This is a genomic window from Streptomyces lanatus (assembly GCF_014655715.1).
Classification (GTDB): domain Bacteria; phylum Actinomycetota; class Actinomycetes; order Streptomycetales; family Streptomycetaceae; genus Streptomyces; species Streptomyces lanatus.
The window spans coordinates 533147-546318 of sequence record NZ_BNBM01000002.1; the positions used below are offsets into that span (position 1 = coordinate 533147).

Here is a 13172-nt window from a genome sequence, read left to right on the forward strand (position 1 = left end):
TGCCCGGCTGAGAGACACACGGGCATGCAGCTTGCATAGTAACGGCAGCGGCGACACGCCCCCAAAGGCGATCACGGGACGCGATCACCCGAGGTCGTCGCGTGTGTGGCCGGTCTTCACCGGTCCCGGCCTTCACCGGTCGTGGTCGGGGTGGCGGGATTTGAACCCACGGCCTTCCGCTCCCAAAGCGGACGCGCTACCAAGCTGCGCCACACCCCGTGCTGGTGCGACACGTAGGGTACATGCCCGCAGGCAGTGGGGCCGCCGCATTTACGGGGTGTGCGACGAGGGGGGCCGACCCGCTACGATGCTTTGTGTGCCGCGGTCACCTGACCTGCGGCGCGTCGCTGTGCGGGCGTAGCTCAATGGTAGAGCCCTAGTCTTCCAAACTAGCTACGCGGGTTCGATTCCCGTCGCCCGCTCCATATGGCTCAGGGCCAGGTCGGAGGATGTTTCCTCGGCCTGGCCCTGAGTCGTTCTCAGAGGCCGCGGGCGTCCACCGTGTAGACGGAGCGGATGCCGTAGGGGACGTAGAGGGCGTCGCCGACGAGGGTCAGGGGGGCGCCGGGGCCGGTGGAGTCGGCGGTGCCGCCGTCGTCGCGGCCCTGGAGGGTGGCTTCGAGGGTGCCCGTGCGCCGGTTCAGGACAGCCAGGCGGCCGCTGGGGGACGCCAGGTAGAGGCGGGTGGCGGAGGCGGTCGGGGGGCCCGGTGATTCCACCGTGGAGTTGCTCTCCCAGAGGCGGCGGCCGGTGTCCGGGGCGATCGCGCGGACGCTGCCGCTGCGGAAGGTGAAGTAGAGCGTGCCGTTCAGGAGGGTGGGGGTGCCGGCCGCCGGCTGGGCGTGGGACAGCCGGACGGTCGTCACGATGTGCGAGTCGGCGTTGATCAGGGTCAGCATGCGATGGGAACCCTTGGTGGCGAGCAGCACCAGGCGCCCGTCGGCCTGGCCGACGATGTCCTGGCTCCCCTTGACCCGCACGGTCCAGCGGGCGCGGCCGGTGGCCGGGTCGAGCTGGGCGACGCCCGTGCCGCCGGCCCCGCTCTCCGGCCAGTCCTGGCATACGAGGTACGCGTTGCGGGCGGCGCTGCGCAGCAGGCATATCCGGGTGTCCGGCGCGGGCAGCGGGCGCGTCCAGCGGACCTTGCCGTCGTCGGCGTCCAGCAGGGCGTACTGCTGCCCCTTCGCGCCGTAGACGGCGATGACGCCTTCGGGTACGGCGGTGGCCAGACCCTGTTCCCTGCTCGGCTCCGTCGCCACCTCGCCCTCGCCGGAGACCGTCTTCCAGATCACCTTGCCGGTCTCGGCGTCGAGCGCCTGGATGGTGTAGCGGGACGGAGGTCTGTCCTCGTCCACGTCCGCGTCGTCGGCGCCGTGGACGTACACGCGGCCGTCGCGGGCGGCGATGATCGTGCCCTGGTCGCCGCCGGCGAGGTCGTCGGCGGTCTCGTCGATCGGACGGGCCCAGGTGTTGGCTCCGTCGGCGAGGGCGAAGCGGGTGGCCATGATGTCGTCGCCCGCGCACACCAGGGACCTGCCGGTGGCCGCGCAGCGGGCGAACGCCCCGTCGGCGGCCATCGGCTCCGCGTCGACGCTGGGGTCCCGCGATTTCTTGTGCCAGGCCTGCCAGCCGAGGGGCAGATCGTGTTCGACCGGAGTCGGGCTGACGTTGACCGCCACGAGGGTGAGGGTCGTCGCGGCGGCCAGGAGGAGGGTGCCCAGGGTGGCGGCGAGCGCCAGGCGTTTTCGGCGGGGCGCGGGGGTTTTGGCCGGGATCGGTTCCGTCTCGGGGCGCGGGTCGGGCAGCTCGCCGTCACGCAGGAGGTGCAGCAACTCGTCCGGGGACGGGCGGGACTTGGGGTGCTTTTCCAGGCAGAGGTGGATGAAGGGGAGCAACTCGGACGGGGTGCCGTCGAGTTCCGGGGTGCCGTCGACGACCCTCAGGGCCGTCTCATAGGGGCTCGGGCTGTCGAAGGGGCCGCGACCGGTGGCGGCGTAGGCGACGACCGAGCCGAGGGAGAAGACATCGGCGGCGGGGCCCACGTCCTGCGGGGAGGAGAACTGCTCGGGCGACATGAAGGGCGGGGTGCCCATCACACGGCCGGTCTGGGTGAGGACGTCGGAGGCCGCGAGCTCGGTGGCGCGGGAGATGCCGAAGTCGATGACGCGGGGGCCGTCCTCGGCGAGCATCACATTGGCCGGCTTCAGATCGCGGTGGACCATCCCGGCGCGGTGGATGTCGCGGATGGCCTCGGTGAGGCCGGCGGCGAGTTCGTACAGCTTCGGCAGGGGCAGGGGGCCGTGGCGGCGGACATGGGTGCCGAGGTCCTCGCCGGGGATGTAGAGGGTGGCCATCCAGGGGCGCGGGGCGTCGGAGTCCGCATCCACGACGGGCGCGGTGAAGGCGCCGCTGACCTGGCGGGCGGCGGCCACCTCGCGGCGGAAGCGGGTGCGGAACTCGTCGTCGTCGGCGTACTGCGCGTGGACGACCTTCAGGGCGAGGCGGCGTCCGGAGGCGGATCGGGCGAGGTAGACCACGCCCATGCCACCGGAACCGAGGCGGTCCTCGATCCGGTAGCCGCCGATCTCCACCGGGTCCGACTCGCGCAGCGCCATCCCGTACGTTCCCCCGTTCCGTACCGTTCGACGATCTCGAACGAGGGTATCCGTACGCTTCCGGGTCGCCCCGCGGGCCCTAGAACTGGATGGAGTTGATGGTCTCCGCTATCGAGTTCAGGAACCTCTGGATGTCGTCGGCCATGCCGGTCGAGGCCAGGAAGAAGCCGAACAGCACGGCGACGACGGCAGGACCGGCCTTCAGGGATCCGCCACGGATCAGCACCACCAAGATGATCGCCAACAGCAGCACCACTGACAGCGAAATGGCCACAACAGATCACACCCTCGGTCGGTCCGCTCTCCCGGCCCGGGGACGCGACCCCGCGCACCCCCGCCAGAACCATCGTGCCACCAACCGGCCCTCGCTATGCGACACGTGACGTTTCGTTCGCCACACCTGTGCCGGATCTGTGCGGGCGCCCTGCACGCAACGACCTCTCGCCTTCGGGTCGTACGGCATTTCGGCGTGACGGTCGTACACGTAATTCGGCGGGATCGTTTCCATCGACACACAACGTGTTCGCCGGTATTTCGAATTCGCGGCGCGGTGATCATTTCATCGACGTCACCTCCTGGCCATATGCACTACTTAGTCAGGATGAATCCGGACAAGAAGGGTGACCAACAGGTGTCTGCAAAGTGCATGTTCGCTGTACACGCGAAGTCATGCGCAATAACCACTAACGACCTCGGGGGTTTTACGAAATCCCACAGGCAACGCTAGGGTGCCTCAGATGTTCCACGCTGCCTCGTCCCCCGCATATGCAGCGAGGTCCCTGTGACGGACCCGCTGCGACCGCACGGCAACAACAGAACGCCGCTCCCCCCGACACAGCAGTCGGCGGACGGAGTGCCGAGTCCGCGCTCACCGCAGAGCGAGAAGACGAAGGCCCAGGGCGACGCCCGGGCCGCGTCCAGCGGTGCCAAGCAGCGCGACGCGTTCTTCGACAACGCCAAGTACCTGGCGATCGTGCTCGTCGCCATAGGCCATGCCTGGGAGCCGATCAAGGGCGACAGCCGCATCCTGGAGGCCGTGTACACCGTCGTGTACACCTTCCACATGCCGGCGTTCATCATCATCTCCGGCTTCTTCTCGCGCAGTTTCGACGCGAGCCCGAACCGGCTGAAGCGCCTGATCACCGGTGTCGCGGTGCCGTACGTCATCTTCGAGACGGCGTATCCGCTCTTCAAGCGCTGGATCGACGAGGACCCGGGCCAGGACATCAGCCTCCTGGACCCGTGGTACCTGACCTGGTTCCTGTGCGCCCTGTTCATCTGGCGCATGACCACGCCGATCTGGAAGATGGTCCGCTGGCCGCTGCCGATCGCGCTCGGCCTCGCCATGGCGGCGACGGTCACCCCCGAGATCGGCGACGACCTCGACCTCCAGCGGGTGCTGCAGTTCCTGCCGTACTTCGTGCTGGGCCTGATCATGAAGGCCGAGCACTTCCACATGGTGCGTACGCGCACGATGCGGATCGTGGCCGTGCCGGTGGGCGCGGTGGCCCTGGCCTTCGGGTGGTGGGCGGTGCCGCGGATGAACACCGCGTGGTTCTACCACCGGGACGCCGCGCAGGAGCTGCACGCGCCGTGGTGGACCGGGCCGGTCATGGTCCTTGCGATGTTCGGCTGCTCGCTGCTGCTGACGGCCTGCTTCTTCGCCTGGGTGCCGCGTCGGCACATGTGGTTCACGGCGCTCGGGGCGGGCACGCTGTACGGCTATCTGCTGCACGGGTTCGTCGTGAAGGCCGGGGACTACCAGGGCTGGTTCGACCACGCCTGGCTGCAGCGGCCGCTCGGCGAGATCTTCGTCACGGTCGTCGCGGCCGTCGGTGTCACGCTGCTGTGCACGCCGCCGGTGCAGCGGATCTTCCGGTTCGCGATGGAGCCCAGGATGGAGTGGGCGTTCAAGCGGGATGCCGCGCAGGTGGCGCGGGAGCGGGAGAAGCGTGAGGGTGCGGGGGCGCGCGAGAAGGTCAACGCCTGAGCCTGCGCTGTTCCTTCACAACGAGGAGAGTCGCTCTCCGCTTCATATCGAGGAGAGTCAGTCTCCTGACAGACCGAGGAGTGCGCGCATCCGTGCGTACTTCTCGGTCAGTCGTTTCCGGGTCGCCTCGTCCAGGGCCGCGAGTCGGGTCGGATCCGCGTTGTGCGCCAGGTCCGCCTCCTTCACGAGGAGGGCGCCCGGGGTGGCGAGGATGCGTGCGGCGTAGGCCTCGGGGGGTTCTCCTGGGCGCTTGGTGAGGGCGTGTACGACGGTCTTCGTACGGTGGCTCAGTGCGGCGTCCTCCAGCCACTGTTCGGACAGCGCGTCGTCCTCGACCGCGTCGTGCAGCCAGGCCGCGGCGATCTGGTCCTCGTCGCCGCCGCGGGCGCGTACGCCCTCCGCTACGGCTGCCAGGTGCTCGGTGTAGGGGCGGCCGGCCTTGTCGGTCTGGTTCGCGTGCGCGGTGCGGGCGATGGCCTCTACGGCGGGGAGGGTGAGGTGGGGGCGGGGGCGGGGTGTCTCGGTCACGGCTCCAGTGTCTCGCCCCGGCCCTGAACGGGCCTTGTCCTCAAACGCCGGACTGGCTGAAGGAGCCTGACCGGCGTCGAAACTCAAACGCCGGACGGGCTGATCAAGGCAGGTCAGCGGGCCGGTGTTGTCGTCGGGCCCTCTCGGCAGATCAGCAGCAGTGCCCTGTCGTCGTTGACGTCTTTTGCCACTGCCTCGATGAGGTGCCAGGCCGCGCCGTGGAAGCCGCCGGCCACGTAGCGGTCGGCCTCGCCGGTGAGGCGGTCCATGCCCTCGACGATGTCTCGGTCCGAGGTTTCGACGAGGCCGTCCGTGAAGAGCATGAGGACGTCGCCGGGGCGGAGGGAGCCCTTCACCGGGTCGAACTGGGCACCGTCGTAGACGCCGAGGAGGGGGCCCTCGGCGGCCTTCTCCTCCCAACGGCCGCTGCCCGCGCTCAGTTGCAGACCCGGCGGGTGGCCCGCGGAGTAGAGCTCGTAGTCGCCCGAGTCCAGGTCCAGGACCAGGTGGATCGAGGTTGCGAAGCCCTCGTCCCAGTCCTGGCGGAGGAGGTAGCCGTTGGCCGCCGGGAGGAAGGCGTGCGGGGGCAGGCTGCCCAGGAGGCCGCCGAAGGCGCCGGACAACAACAACGCCCTCGACGCCGCGTCCATGCCCTTGCCCGACACGTCCGTCAGCACTACCTCCAGCGTGCGGCCGCCGTTCGTTCGCGCCGCCACCACGAAGTCGCCGGAGAAGGACTGGCCGCCCGCCGGGCGCAGCGCCATCTCTCGATGCCAGCCGTGCGGCAGCTGCGGCAGCTTGCTCTGTACGCGGATGCGTTCGCGGAGGTCGAAGAGCATGGTGCCGCCGCGCCGCCAGGGCACGCCGACGCGGCTGCGGAACTGCGCGATGAGCAGGCCGAAGAAACCGCATGCCGCCACGACCAGGACCACGCCGGGGGTCACGCGGGACGGGCCCTCCGTGTACGGGCCGAGCTGGACCGACTCCACGATCAGGGCCGTCGCCGCCGCCGCGTACAGGCCCAGCAGGCTCGCGGGGCGCAGCAGCAGACCGCCCGCGACGATCGGCAGGACGAGTGCGGCCGGTGAGAACCACACCGGGTTGGCCATCGTCAGGGAGCAGATCAGCGGCACCGTCAGCAGCAGGCCGGCCAGCGCGACCCAGTCCGAGCCGTCGCCGCGGAAGTAGTCCACGGCGCTTCTGCGCAGGCCGGTGCGGACCCGGTGCCACTGCATCTTCAACCGGGCCATGAACGTCTCGGCCGCCGTGCGCCGCTCTCGTCCTGCTGCCATTAGTTCGGGACCCTATCCATCGGACCAGCTGCTTGGCACGGGAGGTCCCACTTGTCCCCCGTCCGAGGTTCAACTTCACAGTGAACTTCACGGAAAGCGGTCTCGCCGCCACCACCGAGAAATTCCCTCGCTCGTCCCGCAATGCCCTGGTAGGCATGGTTCATGGCGAATGACAGCGCGCGTGACACCGGCCGCCCGGAACTCCGGGTGCTGCGTCAGGACGAGTGGAACGTGTGGTACGACACTCTCATCCGCGCCTTCGGCGGAGTCCCCGAGACCGCCGAGGAACGGGAGTTGTGGGACACGCTCACCGAACTCGACCGGTCCCTCGGCGCCTGGGACGGCGACACCTGCGTGGGCACGGCGGGGGTGTTCAGCTTCCGGCTCACGGTGCCGGGCGGGGCGGCCGTCCCCGCCGCCGGTGTGACCATGGTCAGTGTCGCCGCCACGCATCGCCGGCGCGGTGTGCTGACGTCGATGATGCGACGGCAGCTGGACGATGTGCGGGAGTGGGGGTGGCCGCTGGCCGTCCTCACCGCCTCCGAGCCCGAGATCTACGGCCGGTTCGGGTACGACGTCGGCAGCCTCCAGGTGAGCGCCGAGATCGATACGACACGTGTGCGGCTTTCGGTGCCGGCCGGCACCGATGACGTACGTCTGCGGTACGCCGCACCGGCCGACGTCCTCGACGTGTGCGAGGCGCTGTACGCCCGCACGGTGACCGGGCGGCCGGGGATGCTGGCCCGGCTGCCCGGCTGGGAGCGGCTCGGGCTGCTCGACCCGGAGAGCGAGCGGGAGGGCTCGTCGCCGTTGCAGTGCGTGCTGGCCGAGCTGGACGGCGAGGTCGTGGGATACGCGCGCTTTCACGTCAAGCCGGAGTGGGACGCCAGTGGGGCCAAGGGTGTCGTGCGGGTGCGGGACGTACAGGCTGTCGATCCGGTGGCTCAGGCCGCGTTGTGGCGGTTCCTGTTCGGCATCGACCTGACGTGCACGGTGAAGGCGTACGCACGGCCGGTGGACGAGGCGTGGCAGTACCAGGTGTCCGATCTGCGGCGGTGTGCGGTGCGGGTGCGGGACGCCCTGCATGTGCGGCTGGTGGAGGTGGGGGCCGCTCTTGAGGCTCGGACCTATCATGCGCCGGTGGACGTGGTGTTCGAGGTGGAGGACGCCTTCTGCCCCTGGAACAGCGGGCGTTGGCGGCTGAGCGGGGACGGGAAGGGCGCGTCGTGCGAGCGTACGACGGATGCCGCCGATCTCTCCCTGTCCGTACGGGAGTTGGGGGCGGCCTATCTCGGTGGGGTGAGCCTTGCGGCGCTCGGCGCGGCCGGGCGGGTGCGGGAGCTGCGGCGGGGGGCGTTGGCGCAGGCGGCCGTGGGGTTCGGGTCGGCGGTGGCGCCTTGGCTGCCCCACGGGTTCTGAGGCGGGGTCGGCTCGGACTTTCCTACGGCTGCTGGCAGTTGGGGCACCAGAAGAGGTTGCGGGCTGCCAGGTCGGCGGTGCGGATCTCGGTGCCGCAGAGGTGGCAGGGCTGGGTGGCCCTTCGGTAGACGTAGACCTCGCCGCCGTGGTCGTCGACGCGCGGTGGGCGGCCCATCGCCTCCGGGGTGTGTTCGGGGCGGACCGTGTCGATGCGGTTGTTGCGGACGCCCTCGTGCATCAGCGCCACCAGGTCCGACCAGATCGTGTCCCACTGGGTGGGGGTGATGTCCTTGCCCGCGCGGTAGGGGTCGATGTGGTGGCGGAAGAGGACCTCGGCTCGGTAGACGTTGCCGACGCCTGCGATGACCTTCTGGTCCATGAGCAGGGCGGCGATCGTCGTACGGCTTCGGGAGATCCGTCGGTATGCCTGGTTCGGGTCGGCGTCGGCGCGGAGGGGGTCCGGGCCGAGGCGGTCGTGTATCGCCTGCTTCTCGGGGTGGGTGATGAGGGCGCAGGTGGTGGGGCCGCGGAGGTCCACGTGGGCGGTGCTGTTGGTGAGGCGGAGGCGGACTGTGTCCGTGGGTGGGGGTGCGGGGGTGGGGCCGAAGTTGACCTTGCCGAAGAGGCCCAGGTGGATGTGGATCCAGTCGGTGTTGCGGAAGCCGAGGAAGAGGTGTTTGCCGTGGGCTTCGGTGTGGGTGAGTTCTGCGCCGGTGAGGAGTTCCGCGGCGTCTGAGAACTTGCCCTGGGGGCTGGTCACCTGGGGGGTTGTGCCGAGGAAGGCGGCGGCGTAGTCCTGGGCCAGACGGTGGATGGTGTGGCCCTCGGGCACGGTGGCTCCTTGTTTTTGTGTGGGCGGGTGGGGTGGGGGTGGCTTTTTCTCGCCCCCGCCGCCCCTACCCGTCCCGTCCTCCAGGGGCTCTGCCCCTTCGACCCCGGACGTGCTTCTGGGGGCTGCCGCCCCCAGACCCCCGCTGCCGGCCCTGAACGGGCCTTGTCCTCAAACGCCGGACGGGCTGAAAACACCGACCGGCGCTGACCCTACGGGTGGGTGGGGGCTCGGGACGGTAGGGTCCCGTCCTCAAACGCCGGACGGGCTGAAAGATCGCCCGGTGTCCCTACTGCTGCGGGTGGTGCGGCGGGATCGGGGGAAGGTCGCCCGTCGTCTCGTACGTCGCCAGCATGTCGATGCGGCGGATGTGGCGTTCGTCACCGGAGAAGGGGGTGCCCAGGAAGGTCTCGACGAACTTTGTCGCTTCCTCCGTGGGGTGCATGCGCGCGCCGACCGCGACGACGTTGGCGTTGTTGTGCTGGCGGCCGAGGGAGGCCGTCTCCTCGCTCCAGGCCAGTGCCGCGCGGACGCCCTTGACCTTGTTCGCGGCGATCTGCTCGCCGTTGCCCGAGCCGCCGATCACGATGCCGAGGGAATCGGGGTCCGCGGCCGTCTTCTCCGCCGCGCGGAGGCAGAAGGGCGGGTAGTCGTCCTGGGCGTCGTAGATGTGGGGGCCGCAGTCGACCGGGTCGTGGCCCGCCGCCTTGAGCCACTCGACGAGGTGGTTCTTGAGTTCGAAGCCCGCATGGTCCGAGCCGAGATACACGCGCATGGGACGAGTGTGACACGGCTGTTTCCGGGCAGCAGCGTCGGGTGTCGATCGCGTCAATTGTGACGCAGAGCATGGAAGCTCAAGGAAACCTCAAGTAACAATCACGAATCAAAGGTTCCCGAATCCGTTCTCCTCCGATTCACTGGTCCGACTCGTACACCACTCCACTACCGCTCGTACGAGAACTGCTCCCCACGGCGCAAAGGAAATCCCCTCCATGACTTCGCAGCCGACCAAGAAGACGGCCGGACCGCCCGCCGGTGGCCATGGCCTACAGGCCGGACTCAAGAACCGCCATCTGTCCATGATCGCCATCGGTGGCGTCATCGGTGCCGGACTCTTCGTCGGGTCCAGTTCCGGTATCGCCACCGCAGGACCCGGCATTCTCCTGTCGTACGCCCTCGTCGGCACGCTCGTGGTGCTGGTGATGCGGATGCTCGGTGAGATGTCCGCGGCCAACCCGACCTCCGGGTCCTTCTCCGCACACGCCGACCGCGCGCTCGGGCCCTGGGCCGGGTTCTCCATCGGCTGGCTGTACTGGTTCTTCTGGGTGGTCGTACTGGCCGTCGAGGCGACCGCCGGTGCGGTGATCCTGGAGGGCTGGATCCCGGCCGTCCCGCAGTGGGGCTGGGCTCTGATCGTCATGGTGGTGCTGACCGCCACCAACCTGGTCTCCGTCGGCTCGTACGGTGAGTTCGAGTTCTGGTTCGCCGGGATCAAGGTCGTCGCGATTGCCGCGTTCATCGTCGTCGGCGGGCTGGCCGTCTTCGGTGTCCTGCCGGGGGTCGACAGCGACCAGGCCGGGCTGAGCAACCTCACCTCGCACGGCGGCTTCCTGCCCAACGGACCCGGCGCGATCCTCACCGGTGTGCTGCTCGTCGTCTTCTCCTTCATGGGCAGCGAGATCGCCACCCTCGCCGCCGGTGAGTCGGAGAACCCCCGGCAGGCCGTCACCAAGGCGACCAACAGCATCATCTGGCGTGTCGCCGTCTTCTACCTCGGCTCGATCTTCGTCGTGGTCTCCCTGCTGCCCTGGGACAGCAAGGCCATCGCCAAGGACGGCTCCTACGTCGCCGCGCTCGAGTCGCTCGGCATCCCGCACGCCGGTCAGATCATGAACTTCATCGTGCTGACCTCGGTGCTGTCCTGTCTGAACTCCGGCCTCTACACCGCCTCCCGCATGGCCTTCTCTCTCGGCCAGCGCCGGGATGCGCCGAAGGCGTTCGCCCGCACGACCGGCAACGGCGTGCCGCGCACGGCGATCCTCGTGTCCGTCGCGTTCGGCTTCGTGGCCGTGTTCTTCAACTACAAGTTCCCGGACTCTGTCTTCCTCTTCCTCGTCAACTCCTCCGGTGCGGTCGCGCTGTTCGTCTGGCTGGTGATCTGCTTCTCGCAGCTGCGGATGCGCAAGATCATCCTGCGGGAGGCGCCGGAGAAGCTCGTCGTGAAGATGTGGCTGTACCCGTATCTGACCTGGGCGGCGGCCGCGCTGATCGTGTTCGTGCTCGGCTACATGCTGACCGACACCGAGCACGACGGCCGCACGACCGTGCTGCTGTCCCTGCTGGTGGCCGCGGTCGTGCTGATCATCGCCTTCGTGAAGGAGAAGATCCGCGGCGGACGCCCGGCGACGGTCGAGGCCGTCGCTTCGGACGCGGCGCGCGACGAGATCAAGACCGGCTGACAGCGGCCGGCCACCCGGTGAGGAGGGGTGGTGCAGCGTATGCCCGCGCTGCACCACCCCTCCTTCCTCGTCTTCCCGTCACAGCACCGTGAAGCCGTCCCTCACCTTCTCGTATGTCTTCAGGGCCTGTGCCTCGATGTCCGGGCGGTACCACGTGTTGATCTGGTACGACTTGCCGCCCACCGTGAATCCGAGCAGCCGGGCGTGCCAGGGCTCGCCCTGCAAGGTGAAGGTGTACTCCCAGACCACCGCCGGGTGTCCGCGGAAGGTCGTCCGCTCCAGGCGGATCTTGCTGTAGTCCTTGCCCTGCTGGGCGTTCCGCTCCGACTTCTGCCAGGAGACCATCAAGTCGTCGCGGGCCAGGGAGGACTTGGCGGCGAGTTCCTGCCCGGCGTCCGGTGACGTGTAGTGCACCTCCGAACCGGTCTGCACATCCCGCCGCCATCCCTCGGGCGGCGCCCACGCGAACCCGCCCGCCTCACGGCGCGCACCGGGCGGCAGGCTCTGCGGCCTCGATGTGCCCTCGACCGTGGACGACGGGGTTCCGTCGGGGGACGACGCTATCGAGGACGCCGACGCCGAGGAGCCCGCTCCGCCGCGGTCGTCCTTCGGCGACCCGAAGTCGCTCGCCAGCAGGACGGCTACGACAGCGCCCGCGGCGACGATCCCTACGGCGGCGAGGATGCCCGTACGGCGATGCCCGTGAGGGTGGCGGGGGTGCGCCGGGCGTGCTGGGCCCGGGAGTTCGCCGGGGGGCATTTCGGCTGGGCGTCGTTCCGTCGCCGCTTCCGCGCGGGAGAGGGAGACGCCGGGGCGTCGGGGGGTGGGGCCGGTGGAGTTGCCGGCCGGGGTCGCCGAGCGGGTCTCGGAGCGGGAGTCGGGGGTGGTGTGTTCGGTGGAGGCGCTCGGGGGGCGTGGGGCTTGTGGGGGGTTGAGGTTGTTTGGGGGTATCGCGTCGTGTATCGCGCCCGGTTGCCGTGGGTCGGGCGGGGCGGGGATGCGGGAGGCGTCCAGGAGGGCGGGGGTGGGTGATTCCTGCTCGTGGGGGGATGCGACTGGCGGGGCGGGTGCTGTTTCGGTGGCGGGCACTGCGGCGGGTTCCGGTTGCGGCTCCACTTCCGGCTCCGGCTCCGGTACCACTTCCGGCTCCGGATTCGCCACCGGCCGTAGCACCGACTCCACCTCGTCCAGGCCGGGGCGCAGAGTCGGCTCCTTCGCGAGGAGGGCGGCGAGGATGTCGTGCAACGGGCCTGCGGCGGCGGGGAGTTCGGGTTCCTCGTAGAGGACCGCGTGCAGGGTCGCCAGGGTCGTGTCGCGGGAGAACGGGGAGCGGCCGGCGAGGGCCGCGCTGAGCGTGGCGCCCAGGGACCAGATGTCGGACGGCGGGCCCTGGGGGCGGCCGGAGATGCGTTCGGGAGCCATGTAGTCGGGGGAGCCGACGAGCATGCCGACCATGGTGAGGGCCTTCGCGTCCTGGATCGCCGCGATGCCGAAGTCGGTGAGGACCACCCGGCTCTGACCGCCCGTGGCCTCGGACTCGACGAGTACGTTGCCCGGCTTGATGTCCCGGTGGAGCACTCCGCGGTCGTGCACCTGGCGCAGCGCCGCCACCAGGCCCAGGCCGATACGGGCCGTGCGGGAGGGGCTCAGTGGGCCCTCCTCCGCCATGATGCGCTCCAGGGAGCGGCCGGCCACCAACTCCATGACGATCCACAGGCGTTCGCCCTCGTCGACCACGTCGTAGACCCGTACGACATTGGGGTGGTCGATCCGTGCCGTCGCCCTCGCCTCGCGCAAAGTGCGTTCACGGCGGGTGCGAGCATCCTCGGCGTCCAAGCCGTCGATCCGCATTTCTTTTGCGGCAACGAGTCGGTCGAGCATTTCATCGACGGCTCGCCACACGCGCCCCATTCCCCCCTGGCCGATACTTTCGACCAGGCGATAACGCCCTGCCACGAGTAGCCCTGGAACACCGCCTGTTCCCATCATTCCCCCCGACCGAAACACAATGGTCACACTTCGTGCCGCACCAGCATAGTG

Annotated in this window: 10 protein-coding genes and 2 tRNA genes; 4 read left to right on the plus strand and 8 right to left on the minus strand. The window is 69.5% G+C overall.

Annotation, left to right across the window (positions count from 1 at the left end; all coding sequences use genetic code 11):
• Positions 1 to 142: 142 nt before the first annotated feature.
• Positions 143 to 219: transfer RNA gene (locus IE325_RS07530), tRNA-Pro, on the minus strand.
• A 132-nt stretch (positions 220 to 351) separates the two neighbouring features.
• On the opposite strand from IE325_RS07530, the gene IE325_RS07535 reads away from it, so the two are divergent.
• Positions 352 to 425: transfer RNA gene (locus tag IE325_RS07535), tRNA-Gly, on the plus strand.
• Positions 426 to 479: 54 nt separating this feature from the next.
• Here IE325_RS07535 and IE325_RS07540 read toward each other — a convergent pair.
• The gene (locus IE325_RS07540; RefSeq protein ID WP_190068926.1) at positions 480 to 2615 is read right to left on the minus strand and encodes a protein kinase domain-containing protein; all 2136 of its coding nucleotides are present in this window, start codon (positions 2613 to 2615) and stop codon (positions 480 to 482) included.
• A 79-nt stretch (positions 2616 to 2694) separates the two neighbouring features.
• Positions 2695 to 2889, minus strand: a complete 195-nt coding sequence (locus tag IE325_RS07545) for a hypothetical protein (protein ID WP_030044846.1) — start codon at positions 2887 to 2889, stop codon at positions 2695 to 2697.
• 507 nt (positions 2890 to 3396) lie between these two features.
• Between IE325_RS07545 and IE325_RS07550 the strand changes: the two genes are divergently transcribed.
• Positions 3397 to 4605, plus strand: a complete 1209-nt coding sequence (locus IE325_RS07550; protein WP_190068927.1) for an acyltransferase family protein — start codon at positions 3397 to 3399, stop codon at positions 4603 to 4605.
• 57 nt (positions 4606 to 4662) lie between these two features.
• Here IE325_RS07550 and IE325_RS07555 read toward each other — a convergent pair whose 3' ends face one another.
• A complete protein-coding gene (locus IE325_RS07555) occupies positions 4663 to 5133 on the minus strand; it encodes an HD domain-containing protein (RefSeq protein ID WP_190068928.1) in 471 nt (156 codons plus the stop codon).
• A 113-nt stretch (positions 5134 to 5246) separates the two neighbouring features.
• The gene (locus IE325_RS07560; protein WP_190068929.1) at positions 5247 to 6425 is read right to left on the minus strand and encodes a PP2C family protein-serine/threonine phosphatase; all 1179 of its coding nucleotides are present in this window, start codon (positions 6423 to 6425) and stop codon (positions 5247 to 5249) included.
• Positions 6426 to 6587: 162 nt separating this feature from the next.
• On the opposite strand from IE325_RS07560, the gene IE325_RS07565 reads away from it, so the two are divergent.
• Positions 6588 to 7844, plus strand: a complete 1257-nt coding sequence (locus IE325_RS07565; RefSeq protein WP_190068930.1) for a GNAT family N-acetyltransferase — start codon at positions 6588 to 6590, stop codon at positions 7842 to 7844.
• Between the two features lie 22 nt (positions 7845 to 7866).
• On the opposite strand, the gene IE325_RS07570 is transcribed toward IE325_RS07565, so the two are convergent.
• Positions 7867 to 8676, minus strand: coding sequence for an Fpg/Nei family DNA glycosylase (locus tag IE325_RS07570; RefSeq protein WP_190068931.1), 810 nt, complete (start codon positions 8674 to 8676; stop codon positions 7867 to 7869).
• Between the two features lie 286 nt (positions 8677 to 8962).
• A complete protein-coding gene (locus IE325_RS07575) occupies positions 8963 to 9448 on the minus strand; it encodes a ribose-5-phosphate isomerase (protein ID WP_190068932.1) in 486 nt (161 codons plus the stop codon).
• 217 nt (positions 9449 to 9665) lie between these two features.
• Here IE325_RS07575 and IE325_RS07580 point away from each other — a divergent pair, with 217 nt between their 5' ends.
• Positions 9666 to 11132 (plus strand): amino acid permease, encoded by a 1467-nt coding sequence (locus IE325_RS07580; RefSeq protein ID WP_190068933.1) that lies wholly within the window; start codon positions 9666 to 9668, stop codon positions 11130 to 11132.
• A 78-nt stretch (positions 11133 to 11210) separates the two neighbouring features.
• Here IE325_RS07580 and IE325_RS07585 read toward each other — a convergent pair whose 3' ends face one another.
• Positions 11211 to 13121 carry a serine/threonine-protein kinase gene (locus IE325_RS07585; protein WP_308437639.1) on the minus strand — a complete coding sequence of 637 codons (1911 nt, stop codon included), beginning with the start codon at positions 13119 to 13121 and terminating at the stop codon, positions 11211 to 11213.
• Between the last annotated feature and the right edge of the window lie 51 nt (positions 13122 to 13172).